At 74.0% G+C, this 17,522-nt stretch carries 5 protein-coding genes; all 5 read right to left on the bottom strand.

Annotation, left to right across the window (positions count from 1 at the left end; translation table 11 throughout):
• Window positions 1–12: 12 nt before the first annotated feature.
• The 5 genes from CIK06_RS31765 to CIK06_RS27675 are packed head-to-tail and all read right to left on the bottom strand — an operon-like array spanning window position 13 to window position 17,235.
• The gene (locus CIK06_RS31765) at window positions 13–237 is read right to left on the bottom strand and encodes a hypothetical protein (protein ID WP_232533898.1); all 225 of its coding nucleotides are present in this window, start codon (window positions 235–237) and stop codon (window positions 13–15) included.
• Window positions 234–8,285, bottom strand: a complete 8,052-nt coding sequence (locus CIK06_RS27615; protein WP_232533899.1) for a hypothetical protein — start codon at window positions 8,283–8,285, stop codon at window positions 234–236. The genes CIK06_RS31765 and CIK06_RS27615 overlap by 4 nt, the downstream gene beginning before the upstream one ends.
• Window positions 8,198–16,456, bottom strand: coding sequence for a toxin glutamine deamidase domain-containing protein (locus CIK06_RS29705; RefSeq protein WP_157756977.1), 8,259 nt, complete (start codon window positions 16,454–16,456; stop codon window positions 8,198–8,200). Before CIK06_RS29705 ends, CIK06_RS27615 begins: the two co-directional genes overlap by 88 nt.
• Before the next feature lie 48 nt (window positions 16,457–16,504).
• The gene (locus tag CIK06_RS27670) at window positions 16,505–16,843 is read right to left on the bottom strand and encodes a hypothetical protein (protein WP_095567246.1); all 339 of its coding nucleotides are present in this window, start codon (window positions 16,841–16,843) and stop codon (window positions 16,505–16,507) included.
• On the bottom strand, window positions 16,840–17,235 hold the full coding sequence (locus CIK06_RS27675; protein ID WP_095567247.1) for a YbaB/EbfC family nucleoid-associated protein: 396 nt from the start codon (window positions 17,233–17,235) through the stop codon (window positions 16,840–16,842). The genes CIK06_RS27670 and CIK06_RS27675 overlap by 4 nt, the downstream gene beginning before the upstream one ends.
• Window positions 17,236–17,522 lie beyond the last annotated feature (287 nt).

The following is a 17,522-nucleotide window of genomic DNA, read 5'->3' on the forward strand; positions in this document are numbered from 1 at the left end:
CCGGCACGCCACTCACCCGGCCAGCATTGCGCGCAGCGCCGGCTCGGGCGGCAGCTCGAACCCGAGCACCTCACGGGCGATCCGCTCCGCCTCGGCCCGGCCCACCGGCAGCACACCGCCGTCGGCCGTCCGTCCGGCCGCCGTCCACTGTGCGGACCGCTGACCGCTCGCGGACAGCTCCAGCACGGCCAGCCCGACCACCCTACCCTCGGCGTCGAGCAACGCCTGGTAGATCACGTGGTCGTGCTCCTGCCTGACCCGGACCCGACCGAACCCGTGGGTGTCCGGCACCCGGGGCCGGTCCGGCCGCACCGGCGACACCGGGTTGCCCCGCGGGCCGGGGGTGACGGCGGCGCGGGTCGCCGGTCGAGATGGGCGTACCCCTGCGCCATCAGGTCCAGGAACGCCCGGACCGGCATCGGCGCCGGGTGCTGGCGGTTCCACGGGTTGCGCAGCCGGATGTGCCCGTCCTCGACGGCGACCACCTCGTACGCGTGTCCCGGCTCAAGACCGAACGGCAGCCCTGCCCGAAGATACGGCGGATACCGGTGCTGGCTCATGGTGCTCGCGATGACAGGGTTGCCGGCGGCCAGCAGCCGGTGCAGCCGGGCCTCGGTGTCGCCCTCCCGTCCCGGGACGCGGTCGAAGCGGTCGGTCCGGGCCGGTTCCCCGGTGAGCTGGGTGAGCAGTTCGGCCCAGAGCGCGGGCACGCTGCCGGCGTTGAGCCGGGCGTAGCCCGCCGGATCCGGTTCACTCCGGTCGTGGTGCGGATCCAGCGCCGCCCACTGCCGGCGCCACTGCTGCCACCGGGCGTCGGTCCAGGTCCGGTCCACCGCGGCCACGGCCTTCTCCAGCAGCGCCGCCCAGCCGGTGTGGACCTGCACCGACTGGTCCGCGTACGCCGACATCCGGCCACCGCCGTGCACCGGCACATCGGGGTGCACGGTGATCCGCAGCCGCCGGCCGGTCGGCGCCGTCGCGACCCCGGGCAGCGTGCTCTCGTACAGGTGGACGTCCACGGAGCCGTCCGGGTTGGGCCGGAACATCCGCGCGTACGCCGCCGGCAGGTGCCCGGCCACCGCGCCGATGCCCGCCAGCATGCCGCAGTCGCCGAGCCGGCCCTGCTGCACCTGCTCCCGCCGGGGCGGCCCGGCGAAGATCGGCGCGGGCGCGCCGGTGCCCTGGAACTCCGCCCGGCCGTACTCCGGTCGCCGGCCCTGCACCGCCGGCACCGCCAACCGGTCGGCGACGGCGCTGACCCGGGCGGCGGTCGCCTCGGTCGGGCCGCCGGGCGCCATCGGGCGCGGTACCGGCTTCGGCACGAGGCCGTCGAGCGCCGCGGTCAGCGCGTCCGGAACCAGCATCATCACCCGGGCGTCGCCGACGTAGTGGAGGCTGTGGCCGGCCGGCGCCGGCGGCCGGGCCGGGTCGGCGTCGTACCAAGTCGGCAGCCTGGCCTCGGCGTGCTTCCGGTCCGCGTCGAGCAGCCCGCGCCGGCCGCGCTCGGTGGACAGGTCGGCCTCGTCCGGCACCGGGCCGAGGCGGATCTCCGGGCCGCCCTCGACCGCGTACGGCCGCAGGTCGAACCGGCCGGTCAGGTCCACGTACACGCCCTCGGCCGCCACCCGGGCCGCCAGCCGCGAATCGGTCTTCGCGATCTCCGCGAGCGCCGGCGCCGGCAGGCCGACGATCCGACCCGCGTACGCGGGCAGCCGCGGCATGCTCTGCTGGCTGTGCTCGGCCCGCAGCGCCAGTTCGTGCAGCCGGTTCGCGAGCTGGTCCGCCGGCAGCGGCCGACCGTCCACGGTGGCCCGGCGCCAGTGGTCGAAGCCGCGCACCCGGTGGGTTTCGGTCGGGTCCGGCACGCCGCGCAGCGCCTCGGACACGTCCGCCGGGGTCAGCCGCGACACGGTGAGCCGGCTCAGTCGCGCCGGGATGTCGGCGGGCAGCAGCCGCCACCGGGCCGCCGCGTCCGGGTTGTCCAGCCGCAGCCCGAGATGGTCCACCAGGGCGGCGATCTCGGCCCGGATCCGCAGCCGGCCGGCCCGGTCGGCGTCGCGGTACTCGCCCGAGAGCACCCGGATCTCGGCCATCCGGCCGTGGTCGTGGGCGGTCAACCCGGCCGGGTCGATGGGTCCGGCCACGTTGCCCGGGTCGAGCGGCCCGACCAGCGCCGCCCCCGCGGCGTGCAGCGTGGACAGCTCGGCGACCTCGTGCGCCAGTGCCCGCGTCACCACCTCGTCGACCGCCCGGTCGGAGACGGTGACCGTGAACGTGCCGTCGGCGTTCCGGACGGTCTGCGCCACCGTCGCGTCGGCGAGCGGCGCCGCGCTGAGCCACACCCGCAGCGGCGGGGTGCCGGCCGAGCGGATCTCGTAGTGCCCCGGGCTCAGCTCGACCACCCCGGCGCCGGCCGCCGGGCCGATCTGGGCCATCGCGTACCGGGCGGTCGCCAGCACGGCGGCCGGGTCGGCCGCCGGCCGGCCGAGGCCGTGGAAGGCCGAATCCGGTACGCGTGCCGCGGTGATCCTGCCGGCGTCCGGCCGGCCGCTGTCACCGGTGCCGCCGGCGTCCGGGGTACCGGCCGCCGGATCCGGCGCGGCGTCACCCGGCGGGTCGGTCCGGTGCCCGTCCGCCCAGGAGCGGAACCGGGACAGCAGCCCGGCCCGGCGGCGACCGCGGGCAAGCCGATCGGCAAGGTCGTCGACCCGCCGCTGCGCCCCGGCAAGGTCCGACTCCAGCCGGCCCGTGGCCCGGTCCAGGTCGGACAGGGGTACGCCCACCCGCTCGACCATCCGGTCCGCCCGCTCGGCGGCGGTACGGGCCTCCGTCCGCGCGTCGAACCGTGCCCGGCGGTCGTCGGTGGCCAGGCCCAGCCGCTTGCCCTGCCACTTCACGGCGCCGAGCACCGGGGCGGCGACGGCCGCGGCGATCGGGATGACGGCGGCCAGCGGGCTTCCGATCGCGACCGCGACGGCGGTGCCCGCGGCGGCCGCCGCCATCGTGGTGCCGAGGCTGGAGAGCAGGTAGACCCGCAACCGGGGCAGGCCGGTGGGCCGCCGGTCCTCCGCCGCCCGGCGCTCGGCGACGACGCGGTCGAGCCGCGCCGCGCGGCCGGCCGGGTCGCCGCCGAACTGCGCGATCACCTCGCGGGCCTCGACCGGCAGCCCGGCGATCCGCTCGGCCGTACCCGGCGTGCCGGCGCGCAGGCCGAGCCGGTCGATGATGGCGTGCAGTTCCCGCACCGCGGGCCGGGCCGACCAGGGGTCGGCGCCGCGGACCTGACGGGCGGCGGTCAACAGCTCGGCCACGTCGGCCCGGCCGAGCGGAACAGGGCGCCCGGTCGTGGGCTCCGCCCCGATTTCCGGATCCGGGTGCGACGCCGGATCGCGGTGGGACGGGTCGACCTGGGACGGATCGGCCTGGGACGGATCGGCGGACGGATCGGCGGACGGATCGGCGTGGGACGGGTCGCGGTGGGCTGTCGGGTTGCCGTTCGCGGTGCCCGGCAGGGTCCCGGCCAGCGCGTCCACCCGGCCGGCGATCTCGCCGAGGCGGCGCCCGGCGCTCTCGACGGCCCGGGCCGAGTCGGCCAGCGTGGCCACGGCCGGATCGGTGAGCGCCGCCACCCGGGCCTCCTCGGCCGTGACCGGGTGGGCCGAGTCCCATGCCGTCCGGGCGTCCTTCGCCGACCCCTCGCGGATCTTGAGCAGGCCCTCGCGGATCGGGGCGACGATGCCGCCGGTGATCAGATTCACCGGGCCGGCAACCGCCGCCGAGAGCGCGTGCGCCGCCGCGGCCACCCCCACGGTCGTACCGGCCTGCACCACCGGTCCCGCCGTCTGCTCCAGCACGAGCGTCCGCAGCGTCGGCCGGTTGCTGGGCCGGTCCGGCCCGTCGGCCTCCCGGCGGGCGGCCGGAACCGCCAGCCGGTCGGATGCCGGCCGGTCGGATGCCAGCCGATCCGATGCGACCCGCTGCGCCGGCGGCTGGTCCACCGTCCGGCGCGCGTCGCCGAACAGCAACCGGCGCAGCCCGTCCCGCATCCCGGTGCGCTGGCGGGTCCCGGCCAGCCGGCGTTCCAACTCGGCGACCTGCCGGTCCAGCGCCGTCACCCGTTCGGCGGCCCGCCCGGCCCGCCGGGTCACGGCGTCCAGCGGACCCTCGATCGCGGCGGCCGTCTCGCGCATCGGCGCATCGGCCGGGGCGACCGGATGGTCGGCATCCCAGCTCTCCCGGGACTCCTTCGCCGCCGCCTCCCGGCGGGCCACGATCGGATCGTTGACCATCGAGACCACGGCACCGGCCGCCGAACCGACCACTGCCACAACGCCGAGCGGGAAGTTGTGCGCCACCGATCCGGCGGCGACGGCCATCACCGCCGCCGAGGTGAACCCGGGCAGGTTCTCCACGGCGGACGTCCACCACGGCGGCACCCTGGCCGGCCGCTGGCCGGCCGCGTCCGCGCGCTGCCCGTCCGCGCGCTGCCCGCCGCCGGCGCCGTCCGGTGCGCCGTCGGCGCCGCGCAGCCGCTCCCGCAGTGCCACGCCCGGGCGGTGGCCGAACCGCTCGACGAGTTCCCGCGCGTCGGCCGGCAGCAGCTCGCGGCGCCGGTCGGCACCGGGTCCGTCGGTCAGGCCGAGGCCGTCCAGCAGCGCCAGGATCTCCCGCCGGGATCGGAGTCCGGCCCACCGGCCCGCGGCGTCATGCTGGGCCGCGAGGCTGCGCAACTCCGCCAGCCGGCCGTGATCGTGCGGGCTGAGCCCGGTGCCCCGCGCAGCCGGGTCGCCACCGTCGGAGCCGCCGTCCGGTCCACCCCGGGTCGGGGTGGACGGGTCCGGCGAGGTCGACCCGGCGGAGTGTGCGGCGGAACCGTCCGGTGCCGGCCCGACCCGGCCGAACCGGCGCGGCGTACCCATCTGCTGTGCCCGCCGCTGCTCCCCGAGCAGCCGCTGCTGCACGGCCGACACCCGGGCGTCGAGGCCGCTGACCGCCTGGGTCAACTCGTTGGCGACGGCGGCCGGCCCGTCACCCCGGTCGGCCAGGGCTTCGCTGGCCGCCGCGTCCGCATCCGCGGTGTCCCGGGCCGCCTGCCGGGCGTCGTACCGGGCGCGCTGGTCCTCCGCGCTCAGCCCGATCCGCTTGGCCGCCCACTTCGCCGGGCCGCTGACCAGGGCGGTGGCCGCGGCACCGGCGCCGACCACCATGGCGGCCAGCGGATTCTGCGAGACCTGTAGCGCCACCCCCGCCGCCGCACCGCCGGTGACGGCCGTCGCGGCCGCGTGCGTCACCAGGTACGCGCGCAGCCGCGGCAGGCCGGCGGGACGTGCGGTGCCCGAGTCGTCGGTGCCGCCGGGGCGCGTCCGGTCCGGGTCGGCCGGTCCGGCCACGTTCCGCCGGTCGCCTCGCGCCGACCGGTGGTCGGTGGCGACCGTACCGGTCCGGGCGACGTCCACCTCGGCCAGTGCGGACCGGGCGGCCGCCGGCAGGCTGGCCAGCCGCTGGTCGGCACCGAGCATGCCGTCCCGCAGGCCGAGCCGGTCGATCACCTCGGTCAGTTCCCGGCGTGCCGCGGCCCGGGACCACCGGTCGGCCGTACGCGCCTGGTGCGCCGCGGTGACCAGCTCGGCAACGTCCGCGCGGGACAGCGGCGCCAGCACCGGGCCGTCGGTGGCTACGCTGCCGGGATGACCGCCGACGACCTGTTCGCCGCGATCCTGGCCAACCCCGAGGACCTCGACCTGCGGCTGCGCTACGCCGACGCCATCCAGGCCACCGACCCCGACCACGCCGAGCTGATCCGCGCCGCCATCAGCGGGTCCGACATCAACGACCGGACCCTCCGGCGCCGGCTGGCCGGCAACCGTCGGCTCGCGTCCCGGCCGGTTGACGGGCTGGTCGACTCCTTCGTCGTACGCAACGGTTTCGTCGAGTCCGTCACGATGAGCGGAACCGGTCTCCTGGACCATGGTGATCTGGTCTGGCAGCGCGCCCCCGTCCGCCACCTCAAACTCACCGACATCGGCGACCTGCTGCCCCGGATCGTCGCCTCGCCGCTGCTGGACCGGCTCACCGCGCTCGACCTCAGCGGCAACCCGATCGGCGACGCCGGCGTCCGCGTCCTGGCCGACGGCCGCCACCTGCGCCGGTTGCGCTGGCTGCGGCTGAACTCCTGCGAGATCGGCGCGGCCGGCGCCGAAACGCTCGCCGCGACCCGCAACCTGCCCGCTCTCCGGTACGTCGGGCTGGACGACAACCGGGTTCCGATCACGCCCTACGGCTCCGGACAGGACATCACCGGCGGGCCGCTGTGGGTCGAGCGCCCCCCGCTGGCCGACGACCTGGACGCCCGTTACGGTCCGCTGCCCTGGCTCAGCTCCGAGTGGGCCAGGAGTCGCGGCGTCCCGTGGGAACGGGTCTGATCCGGGGCCGTCACCCGGCACCGGCCCGCTCCCCGGCGTGCCCGGTCCCACTCCCCGGTTGGCCTCGGCGATCCGCTGCGCGTGGAAACGGATGCTGGCCTCGATGCCGCGGGAGTCGTCCGGCAACATGGCTGCCTGGGCACTGAGCGCGTCCCCCAGGACGGCGAAGTCCGCCAACCGGCGCACCAGCGCGGGGCTGACGCTGGCCGCCCCGAGCACCCGGAGCCGCCCGGAGGCGTCGCTCAGGCCGAGCACGTCCAGCGGCGGCGGATCGCCGTCCCGCGACGGGCCGCCGTCGAGCGAGGGGCCGGTGAGCGGCGCGAGGTCGACCCGGGACAGCAGGCGCGCCGCGCCGCCGTCCGCCGCCGCGTCCTGCCCGATCGACACGACCACCCGGTCGTACGTGTGCCGGCTGCCGTCGGTGAACTCGACCTGGAAGCCGCCGTCCACGGTGTGCCGCAGGGTCACGATCTCCCGCAGCGACATCTCGACCCGAGCGCGGACCTCCGCCGAATAGGCGCCGAGGCCCGGCACCGTGTTCCGGCGGTTGTAGCCCCGCTCGAAGCTCCTGCGCAGTTGCCGTTCGACGTCCACCGCGGGGTCCCCGGTGGTCTCGGCCGGGCTCAGCGCCTCCGGCCGGGCCGACCAGTCCACGGTGGCAGCTTCCGAGACCGCCGCCTGCTCCACGTCCCATGCACCCGAGGCACCCGCGCCGAACACCAGGACCCGGTCGCCCGGCCGGTAGGCGTCGGCGAGGTTGTGCCCGCCGAAATTTATCGGCGGGGTCGCCGGCCGCGGGTCGGTCCAACTGCCGTCCGGGGCGTAGCCGAGCCGGTCGCGCAGGTCGGCGGGCAATGCCGCCGGGTCGACCGCACCGCCGTTCGGGGCGTACACCCGGCCGGTGCCGGGGTCCACCGAGTAGCCGGAATCCGCATCCACCACCAGAGGATCGGTCAGCCGGCCCGCGCCGTCGGCCAGCCGTCCGGTGCCGTCGGCGGCGCTGTTCGGTACCCGGGCCGGGCCGGGACCGCTGACCACGTCGACGCTGGCCGCGTAGACCTGACGGCCGCCGACCGTGACCCGGTAGTTGGCGCCGGCCGGCCAGCCGGTGGCCTCCGCCGGTCGCGGCTCGACGTCCGTGACCGGACCCCGATACGTCGGCATCCCGTGCAGCGCGCGGGCCGCGCCGACGGCGGCGGCGAACGTGCTCGACGGGAGGAACCGGCTGCCCTCCTCGGCAAGGTCCGCCGGCTGGAACGGCAGGCCGGGCAGTTCCAGTTCGGACGGCACCTGGCCCATCAGCAGGTCCTGCCGGTCATGCCAGGGATCGGTGCCCTCCGAGACGCACAGCACCGGCGGCAGCCCGTGCCCGCTGTCCCCGGGCGCGCCCAGCGTGACGAAGTCGGCGGTGGCCGCCCAGCCCCCGCCGAGCACCAGCCGGTCGAAAACGTGCCCGGGGTCCGTGGCGAGCGCCCCGTCCACCCGCGCGGTCAGGGCGGCGTCGGCCGCGTCGCGCAGCGCGATCGCCTCCTCCGCCCAGGTGCGGGCCGCCGTGCGTACCGCCTGCTGGGTCTGCCGCAACCGTTCGGTGAGGTCGAGGTCCGCGCCCGTGTCCGCCGCCGCGACCAACTCGGCCACCTGCGCGTACGCGGCACCCAACTCGGTCTGGATGAGCGCGAGCCGGGTCCGGGCGGCGTCCGGTCCGACCACCGGGACGTTGCCGTCCAGACCGTGCACGGGATGTGCCGGCTGCCGCTCCAGCAGGCCCGAGGAGATCAGCAGGCCGAGCGCCTCCGCCCGGGTCTGCGCCGCCCACGCCGGATCGCCCTCGGCGGCCCGGGCGTCCGCCAACGCGACCCGCAACTCGGCGAGGCGGCCCAGGTCGGCGGGGTGAGCACGCGCTCGCCCGAGCCCTCCGGCCGGGCGCCCTCGGCGAGCGCCGTGGTGGCGTCCAGCCGCAGGCCCACCGCCCGATCCTGGGCGACGGTGTCGACCTCGGCGAGCGCTGCGGCGACGGCACACCGGATGTGGTCCGGCTCAGCGCTCGCCGAGACCCGCACCACCGCTTCCGGTCCGGACATGTCGATGGACGCCACCGGCGCCACCGGCAGGTCGGCCGGCACGATCACCGGCACGATGGTGACCCGGAACGGACCGGTGGCCGTGTCCAGCGTGACGGTGCCGGCGGCGGCGTCGACGGCGGCGCCCATCGGCAGCGGCCCATCGGTGAGAGCTCGCCGGATCGCCACGCCGGTCCGCGCCGGATCCGCGTCCAACAGCGCGCCGCCGAACGTCGCCCCGGTGGCGGCCCGCCACAGGTCCGGGCCGCCATCGTCGTCCAGCCCACCACCGTCACCCGGCGGGCCATCGCCCGGCTCACCGCCGCCCGGCCGGCCGGAGACGCTTCCCGGGCCGTCGGATGGACCGGGGTCCACGCCGTCCGAACCGGCGGCTACGTCGCCGGTTGCTCCGTCGTCGGCCAGACCTGGCGACCGGACGTCTGCCCCGTCTGCCTCGCTGCCTTGTACTCCTCGATGATCAGTCGAGGTGGCAGGCTGCGATGCGCCGTCACCACCCCGTCCTGGTCGATGATGAACACGCCCTGACCCACGTGCATCCCCTGCGCCCGCTGTTCCGGCGAGAGGATCTCCTGCGCCGCCCAGCCGAACTCGAACGGGTGAAGCGCTATCTGATTCTGCGTCCCGAGGAGCCGACTCATCAGCTCGCGTGCCTCGTCCTCCGTCATGGCCACCTTCCGCTGATGGATCGGTCGTACGCCCCGGCGGGGTGACGCTATCGGGTGCGTTCCCGGCAGTGTCGACCGCCACACCGAGGTTGACCATGGGTGCGGGCATCGACCACAGCGTGTGCGTCGCCGCCAGGTAGTCCACCGGCGGTTGGGACCACGTCATGCCGCTCTGCGGATCCCACCACACCGGCCCCGAACCATCCGCCGGGTTCACGATCACGAACGCGTGAGCGCCGGCGGACCGCACGTTCCCGTCGACATCCACCACCGGCTGACCGGTGAGCGGATCGAAGGCCACCCAGTCCGCCACCACCAACGCCGACGCGCCCGGACCCGCCTCGGCGATCCGCCGGTGCAGGTCGGCGTACTGCTGGGCCACCCGGGGAGCGCGCTCGGCCGGCGTACCCGGCAGGTCGGCGGGCTGGGCGTCCCACTGTCCGCCCAGCCACTGCGACGCCCGAGCGATCCCACCCCGCTCACCCGACTGCGAATCAACCGACCCATCAGGACCGACATCCGCCCACCGCGGCGCCGACACCTGCGGCTCGCCCGCAAAACTCGACAACGCCGACAACGAACAATCCAGACAGTTGTTACTCCGCCCCCGAACCAGCGGACCACCATCATTCACAATCTGCCCGTACGGATGAGTCGCCGGATTGGCGCCCAGCACGTACCCGTTGCCGTCCGGACGCACCAGCGTGGAGGCGACGTACGTCCGGTACTCCGGGCTCTCCACCGGCGCCAGTTCACCCGGGCCGATGACGCGGGTGCCGGCCAGGTCGCTCAGAGCGGCGGCACCTTGCGGTTCCGGGTGGGGGTCCGCTACCGGCTGCTGCCCTCCTGGCAGATCCGGGTCAGTTCCTTCTCCGTCGGCGAACGGCCGTGCCTCGTGGGTCGGCCGACCTCCGCCCTGCTGATCGGTACCGGCGACCGTGTTGGACGTCGGAGGCCCACCCGTCGGGCTGACCGGTGCGAGCGGCATCGAGTACAGCGTGTGCGTCGCCGCCACGTACTGTGCCGGCGGCTGGGACCACGTCATACCGCTCTGCGGATCCCACCACACCGGCCCCGAACCATCCGCCGGATTCACGATCACGAACGCGTGCGCACCGGCCGACTGCACATTCCCGTCGAGATCCACCATCGGCTGACCGGTGTGTGGATCGAAGGCCACCCAGTCCGCCACCACCAACGCCGACGCGCCCGGACCTTCCTGCGCCACCTGGTGCTGCAACATGTCGTACTGCCATGACACCCAGGCTGCCCGCTCCGCGGGCGTGCCGGGCATCGTCGGCAGCGGGTTCCACTGTCCGCCCAGCCACTGCGACGCCCGAGCGATCCCACCCCGCTCACCCGACTGCGAATCAACCAACCCATCAGGATTGACATCCGCCCACCGCGGCGCCGAAACCTGCGGCACGCCCGCAAAACTCGACAACGCCGACAACGAACAATCCAGACAGTTGTTACTCCGCCCCCGAACCAGCGGACCACCATCATTCACAATCTGCCCGTACGGATGCGTCGCCGGATTCGCCCCGACCACAAACCCGTCGCCGCCCGGATCCAGCAGGCTCGATGCAAGGTCCGCCTGGAACTGCGGGCTCTCGATGGGCGCCAGTTCGCCCGGACCCTCGACCCGGGTACCCGGCAACGGCGGTCGGCCGCTCTGATCCGACGGTCCACCGTCCTGCGGCGACTCCGGATGCGGCCCGGAGTCCCCTACCTCGACATTCCCGGGCGCCCGTTCGGGCCGGCCACCCGACAGATCCGGGTCAGCTCCTCCTCGCTCGGCAACGGCACCGGCGTGAACCCCGCCGTCGCCCGCTCCGCCGTCGCCCGGTCCGCTGGTATGAGGATAAGGTCGTCCCGGTCCGGGTCCAGCCACGTCGCTGCCACTTCCGGGCGGAACTCCCAGGTCTTGTGCCGGTAGCCCCGGCACACCGCCTGAGTCGGACCGAGACTGTCCGCCACGGCCAGAACGTTCACCGGAGGCCCGTCCGGCTCGGTCCGTTTCATCATCAGGTAGTAGTCGAAGGTCAGCCTCTCCATCGCTCAGGTCCGCCGGTTCCGCCGTCTGGGCGCGGTGCGGCAGATCTCCGTCAGCTCCTCCTCCGTCGGCAACGGCACGTCCGTGAAGCCCGCTGCCGTCCGCTCCGCCGTCGCGCGGTCGACCAACCGATGGCCCTTCGGATTCCAGTCCTCGTACAGCTGGGCCACGGCGACCTCCGGACGGAATTCCCACCTGTTGTTCCGATAGCCCCAGCACACCGCCTGCATTGGACCGTCCCCTCGGGCCACTGCCATCACGTTGACCGGTGGACCCTCCGGGTCCTTTCGCTTCATCAGCAGGTAATAGCTGAACGTGAGCGTCTCCATCCGGGCTCCCTAGCAGGTTCGGGTCCAGACCCGGCAGGTCTGATGGCGTCAATCCTCGCCCAGCCAGGTCGTCCGCAAAGGTTCGACCCTGCCGAGCCAACCAACCTACGTATTCTTGCCGGAGATCAGCGTTGCTCGCACTTCCGATCCACGTCGCGACGCTCGTGTCCATGGCTCCCGGAATGGGCCCACCAGGCGCGTCGAGTCCGCCAGGCATTCGGCTGGCGATCCCGCTCGCTTTGTTGATCGATAGAATGTCCAGGAGGGCGTGCATTCGATCGGCGGCTGAGGCATCGACATCGCGCACAATCTCGTAGGCATCGTGGGTCTGCTTACCGACCGCCCAGCTTGTAGCGGTTGGAAACTGCAGCTCGAACGTCCTTCCTCCCGGCGACCCCAGAGTGCAATTCAGCCCGAAAAATCGGTTACCAGGTTGCCAGAAGTTCTTGACATCGGTGAGTTGGTAGCCCTTCTCCTCCAGCCCACGCAGCACCGCGTCCACCGCTGGCCCGTACGCGGCCGACTCCGGCCCTCGCAGTGAAAACCGAACGATGTCGTTGACGTCCCCGAGGGCGGAATCGAGGCTGACGTCCTGGAACTCGAACTCGGCGAGGTACTTGCGGGCCAACGACTCGGCCGTCTTGACCCGGTGTTCCGCGCCCAACGGGGTCAGCGCGTCGTCACCGGTGAGACCCAACCGCTGGTTGATCTCGCCGCTGACGCCCTCCAGATCACCCAGAATCGCGTCGGCATCCGGCCGCGCCCCGGCCAACACGTCGAGCAACAACTGCTGCTCGTCCGCGCTCAACTCGTCGAAGTTCGGCGTCCCCGAGTCATCGGTCGCCTCGACATCAGCGGCCGGATCCGGGCCGTGATCCTGCTCCTGCTCCTGCTCCTGCTCAGCGTCCGGGTCCCGATCCTGATCGGTGTCGGGGTCCCCGTCACCATCGTTGTCGGTGGTCGGATCGGTGTCCGCGTTCGGGTCGGTGGGCCCGCCGTCGGGTGACGAGGATGCGTCCGGCGAAGGCGAGGGATCCCGGGACGGCCCGGACGCGTTGTCCGGACGCGTACCGGCGACGCCCGGACCCGGATCGGCGCCGGCCGTGGCCGTACCGGGCGGCGCGACACCGGCCGTGAACGGGTCACCGTTCGCGTCCAGGGTGATCGACCAGACGCCGTCGACGCCGTTCGTGTGGATCGGGCCGGTGTCGGACACCGCCCGGATCTGCGCGTCCACCCAGACCACGGTGCCGTTGACGTTCACCGCGTTCCAGGTGTGCGCGCCACCGCCGACGTCCGCGGTCCAACTCGTGATGACCAGCGCGGCCGATCCCGGACCGGCCTGGCGGAGCCGTTCGGCGACGGCGTCGAGCCCGGTCACACCGCTGCCCTGATGGGCAAAGTCCGTACCCAGCCACTGCTGCTGCCGGGCGGTGCTGCCCGCCTCCATCGAACCGGGGTTCGCGGCCGAGGCGGCAACCTGCGGATCGCCGTACCACGTGGAGAGGAACGAGAGACCGACGTCGGCGCAGTTGTTGTTCCGGCCCGGATTGGCCGGGCCGCCGTCGTTGACCTGCTGCGACCAGGTGCCCGTCCGCGGGTCCGGGTGCACCGCCGGACGACCGTCCGGGCCCTGCGGCACGGCGTCGGACAGCGCCTGCTGGTCGCTCGGGTCGGGAGGGATCAGGCCCTGCGGGTCGCCGTACGGACGGCTGTCGACCAGGGGCTGACCGTTGGCCAACGCCGCGGACTCCACCGGCGGTGGCTGCCAGCCGGGTGGCCGCTGCGGATCCGCCACCGGTTCGATGCCGAGGTCGGAGAGGAACACCTCGCAGGACCTGCAGGGTGGCCGGTAGTTGCCGTGCTCGTACCGGACATCGCCGTCTACCGCCGGGTTCACCTGGTGGGTCACGATCTTCGCGCCGGCGAGCGCGGACCGGGCGTACGCCTCGAAGTCGCCGCCGGGCCGGCCGGCGGCCTCCCACTGCCGCTGCAGCCGGTAGAGCGCGTCGGAGACCAGCGCCACCTCGGCGCACTTGCCGTGTCCGGCGCCCGGCTGCTCCACCTGCTGCTTGATCCGGTCGAGGATCTGCTGTGCCACCGGGTGCGGCGCGGGATTGGTGACCGGGTTGGTGGACTTGTCCGCGGTCATGCTGGTGTGCGTCGTGATCTGCCCGTCCGGGGTGAGCAGCGCGCCGGCCATGCCGGGATACTTCGCCCTCGAGATGTCGCCCTGACCGGCCGCGGCCTGCACCGCGTCGGCGAGCGTCCGGGACGCGTCGATGAGCGCCCGCTCGGCCTCGGGGCCGGTCGGATCGCCATCGACCAGCGTCGGATCGAGGCGCCAGCTGTGTGTCCCGTTCGCGGTCGGACCGGTGGAACGCTCGAGGCTGCCCGGATCGACGGCGCCGGTCGAGGCGGGGGCCGGGTTCGCGGCCGAGTCGGACACCGGGCTGGCGTGCGGGTCCGACGCCGGATGGCCGACCGGATCCGTCCGCTGCTGCCCGGCCGGGTCCGTCGCGGGATGACCGGTGGTGTCGGCACCGGGATGGCCGCCGGCCGACACCAGCGGTACGACGGTGGTCGCGTCATGGTTGGGACGCTGATCCGGCGCGGAGTCGGCCCTCGGCGCGGCGGCGTGCTGACCATCCGGCCGCTGGCCCGGGTCCGCCGGGACGGTGCCGGCCGGGTGACCACCCGCGGGGACGGCGGTACGGCCGTCCGCCCGCGCGGAGCCCTGCGGGTTGCTCGCTGCCGAGGTCGACTGCTGGCTCGGCCCGGGCGTACCCGTCGGCTGGTTGCCCGTGGGGTTGGCCGGGTTCACCGTCACCGAGCCGGCCGAGTTGGACGCCGTCGTGGTGACGTTGGGACGAACGGCGCCGCCGCCCTGGGCGCCGGTCGTCGACGTGCCGGCGGTCGACGTGCCGGTGTTGGACTGCTGGGTCGCGCCGGTGTTCGGCCCGGCCGCCGGGTTTCCCGGTCCACCGGTCGTGGCGTTGCTACCCGGAGCGGTCGAGGTCGGGCTCCCGGTGGTCGGATTGGCCACCACCGGGCCGCTGGCCGCCGGGTTCACAGTGGTCCCGGCCGGGTTCACGGTGCTACCGGCCACGGGGTTCACGGCGGTCCCGGCCGCGGGGTTCACGCCGGTCGGACCGCCCGGCGTGGCGCCCGCCGGCGCCGGGTTCACCTGCGCCTGCGGTCCGGTCGGCGTGCCGGGGGCAGCCACCGGCCCCGAGCCGGGGCCGCCGGCCTGAGACGCGACGAGGGGCGGCCCGGTCGAATCCGACCCGCTGGCGTGGGCCGGGTCCGCCGGCGGAGTCGTACCGCCGGTATCGGCCGACGAGATGGGGGCGGCGGCTACCGGCACGGGTGCTGCGGGTGAAGGCGCCGCGTGTGAAGGCGCCGTGCTCGTCGAGGCGGAAGCGTCGGTGCCGGCGTGCACCGGTTCCGCCGTGCCCGCACTCGGAGCCTGGTAGGCCACGGATCCGTTGGGCGGCGGGGCGCCACCGGTTGTGCCGTTCTGCGTCGTGCCGCTCTGGGTCGTGCCGCTCTGGGTCGTGCCGCTCTGGGTCGTGCCGCTCTGGGTCGTGCCGCCCGTGCCCTGGCTCGACCCGCCGACGTTCGACCCCGAACTGGTCGACCCGGAAGTGGTCGACCCGGAAGTGGTCGACCCGGAAGTGGTCGACCCCGAGTTCGACGTCGAGCCGGTCGAGGCCGAACCGGTACCGGTGGCACCGCCGAGGCCCGTTCCGGCGCCGAGCCCCGCACCGGTACCCGTACCGATGCCCGTACCCGCACCCGCGCCGGTCCCGCCGCCCGCGCCGCCGGTCCCACCGTTCAGCCCGGCGATGTTGTTGGCCAGGTTGGCCAGGCCGTGACCGGCCAGGTGGCCGCCGGCTTCGGCGCCGGTCCGGCCGGCACCGCTGGTGAATCCGCCGAGCAGGTCGCTGGCGGTCGGCATCTGGAACTGTTGATTGACCGCCAGGTTGGCCAGCACGCTGGCGGTGGGTGAGATCACCGCGTTCTGGAGACCGGACTGCAACGCGTGCTTGCCGGGGAAGTGCACCACCGGAACGTCGAACCGGGTCAGGACCCGCGGCGCCAACCTGCCCCCGAGCTTGTTCAGGCCGAGCCCCACGCCGACGCCGAACGCCCCACCGGCGCCGGAGGTCAGGGTCCGCTTGACGTCCCACTCGGTCCGCGTGCCCTTGGCCATCTGGTACGCCTGAGCGCCGGCGTCGATGATCAGCTCCTCGCCGACCTCCTCGATCAGCTCCCTGCCGATGTGCTTGGCGAGCTGCCGGGCGCTCTGCCGACTGACCTGCTGGCCGACCTCCCGGACGGTGGTCCGGAAGAGCAGTTTGAGCCCTTCCTTGGTGAAGAACTTCCGGCCGAGCTGAGCCAGCAGGCGCCGGAACGCCATCATGACGGCCTGCCGGCCGCCCTGCAGGATGCCGGGGATGGCGCCCGCCGAGACGCCGCCCAGCCAGGCCATGAGCAGCGCCACGAAGACCGCGATCACCGTGATGATGACGGAGATCAACACCGTGAGCTTGGCGTACTCGATCTCCATGGCCGCGTTCTCGCAGCCCGCGCTGAACTGGCTGGCCGCCTCCTGAAGCAACGGCAACCCGGTGTTCGGGCCGACCCCCAGTTGGGTCCACAGCTCGCCGAAGGCCGGACCCGCGCCGCCACCCCAGTTTTCCAGGATGACCATGGCCGCGCCGTCGGCATCGCCGAGGACGTTGCTGATCTCGTCGCTCAGCTGGCTCCACACCTCGGCCAGCTCGCGCATCTTGTCTTCGTCGCCACTCGGCCACGCCTCACCGGCGCCGACCCAGCAGATCGCGTCCCAGACCCAGCCGTACTCGCCGAGCGTGCTCTTGGGATTGGGTACCGACAACCCCTTCGCCCCTTCGCCCGGTCCAGCTCAGTCAGTCAGAGCCTGGAGCTACTTGCCCTGTTCGGGGAACCACTTGGAGATCAGGTCGTCGGTGTCCACCGTGCCGTCGACGGCGGAGGCTACGTCGACGCCGAGCCCCTGGAACCGGTCGACGAGTTCCTTGCCGTCGGTCAGCACGTTCTTGGCGGGCGCCTTGTCGTCGAGGTAGTTCTTGTTGAACTCGGTGCCGGGCTGATCGGTGCCCCACGGCTTCGCACCGTTCAGCTCGTCGATCCTCCCCACCAGCTGCGCCCACCGCCCCGCGAGCTGCTGCCCCGCGGTGTTGAGGTTCGATGCGGCGTTCCGGGCCGCCACCGGGTGGACGAAGGTCTCCTCTTCCTCGCTCATCGGTCCTCCTCGGGCTTGGGCAGCTCGGTGTCGAGCTGGCGGAAGATGCCTTCCAGGTCATGGTCCATGTACGCCTGGAACTGCGCATCGGGCACGAACGGGCGGCACAGCTCCTCGACCTCGGCCATCGCCTTGGCGGCGGCCCGGCGGATGGTCTCGGTCACCGTCTCGGACAGTTCCCTGGAGTTGGGCCGGCGGTAGATGCGCGGGTCGAACTCCACCTTGATGACCTGCCCCCGGGGGCCGACCGTCGCCGTGACGAGACCGTCGTCGGAGCTGGCCTGCGCGGAAACGGCCTTGAGCCTCTGCTGTAGTTCGCCGACGCCGGAACGCATGTGCTCCCATTGGGACATCAGCTCGTCGGCGCGGGCGCGCAGCCCCGATATGTCCATCCTGTCCTCCCGCCACGCCCCCGGACACCCGCCAGCGGCGAGCGACGTGTCAGCTCGACGATACTGAATGGCCGCCAGCCAGGGGACCCCCCGGCGACCGAGCCACGGCCGCCGAGCGGCTCGGTCGCTAGGATGCACCCGGATCGAACGGAAGGTCGGCACGGATGATCAGGAGCCACCGTACTGTTCGAACGGTGCTGGCCGCGGCGGCGGTGTCCGTGGCGGCGGTGTCCGTGGCGGCGGCCTCCCCGGTCGGGCTCGGCCCGGGTGGCGCGCCGAGCCTCCCG

The organism is Plantactinospora sp. KBS50 (assembly GCF_002285795.1).
Lineage (GTDB): Bacteria > Actinomycetota > Actinomycetes > Mycobacteriales > Micromonosporaceae > KBS50.

Excerpts from the sequence above, each read along its gene's own strand:
- CIK06_RS27670 (WP_095567246.1), bottom strand. The coding sequence starts at position 16,843 with ATGAGCGAGGAAGAGGAGACCTTCGTCCACCCGGTGGCGGCCCGGAAC.
- CIK06_RS27675 (WP_095567247.1), bottom strand. The coding sequence starts at position 17,235 with ATGGACATATCGGGGCTGCGCGCCCGCGCCGACGAGCTGATGTCCCAA.